General features: G+C 64.0%; 1 protein-coding gene. It reads left to right on the top strand.

What is annotated here, in order from left to right:
* Positions 1 to 86 precede the first annotated feature (86 nt).
* Positions 87 to 264: DUF3833 family protein (locus tag SB756_RS31120; protein ID WP_410913377.1), on the top strand; the 178-nt coding region annotated here is incomplete at its 3' end.

The following is a 264-nucleotide window of genomic DNA, read 5'->3' on the forward strand; positions in this document are numbered from 1 at the left end:
CTCTGGCTCGATCCGCAGTCCAGGGACCCGCAACTGCCTCAGCGCCTCCTCGGGCTGGCAGCGGGCAACGACCGAGGTAGCTGAACATGTACAAAGCGCTGTTGCTGGTTGCCTGTCTGCTTCTGGGAAGCTGTGGCAATGTCGGTGTCGAGCACTATGCCCAGGCGCAACCGAAGCTGGACCTGGCGGCGTTCTTCTCGCGCCCGGTGCAGGCCTGGGGGATGTTCCAGAAGCGTTCCGGCGAAGTGGTGAAGCGCTTCCACG

Origin of the sequence: Pseudomonas sp. SIMBA_068 (assembly GCF_046534705.1) — a bacterium.
Lineage (GTDB): Bacteria > Pseudomonadota > Gammaproteobacteria > Pseudomonadales > Pseudomonadaceae > Aquipseudomonas > Aquipseudomonas putida.